The organism is Sphingobium sp. D43FB, from assembly GCF_002312805.1.
In the GTDB taxonomy this organism is placed as follows: Bacteria; Pseudomonadota; Alphaproteobacteria; order Sphingomonadales; family Sphingomonadaceae; genus Sphingobium.
Genome location: NZ_NMUA01000263.1, coordinates 1 through 389, shown reverse-complemented (window position 1 = coordinate 389; position 389 = coordinate 1). Strand labels below are relative to the sequence as shown.

Below are 389 nucleotides of genomic sequence, written 5' to 3'. Positions count from 1 at the left end.
TCGGATTTGAGGTTGAGCAGAAACAGCACGCCCAACGTGCAGCCCACCGCCATGCAAGGCAGCAGGCGTACCAGTTCGGACTTGACCACCGACTGCCGGGAAGGCAGCAGATTGCCGAACGCGGCGATGAAATCCAGCATCACCAGCAGCGGGATGATGCGCGACAACGGCATGAAATTGATCAGAATCGGCCCGGCCACCAGCGCCGTTCCGAAACCGGCAATGCCGAACACTATATAAGCAGCAAGCACGCCCAGCTCGATCAGCAGCCAGTCGAAAGGCGTCAAGCCCAGCTGCATGAATGTGGCGATGATGTCGATATTGCCCATTGCACTCTTCTTCCTTAAAGATCTGCGCGACGCGAACTTTAGCAAACGGCACGAGTTATC

1 protein-coding gene is annotated in these 389 nt (G+C 56.8%); it reads right to left on the bottom strand.

Going from position 1 to position 389, the window contains the following annotated elements:
* The coding region (locus SxD43FB_RS24315; protein WP_176482935.1) for a TSUP family transporter at nt 1-329 on the bottom strand (329 nt) is incomplete at its 3' end.
* Nucleotides 330-389 lie beyond the last annotated feature (60 nt).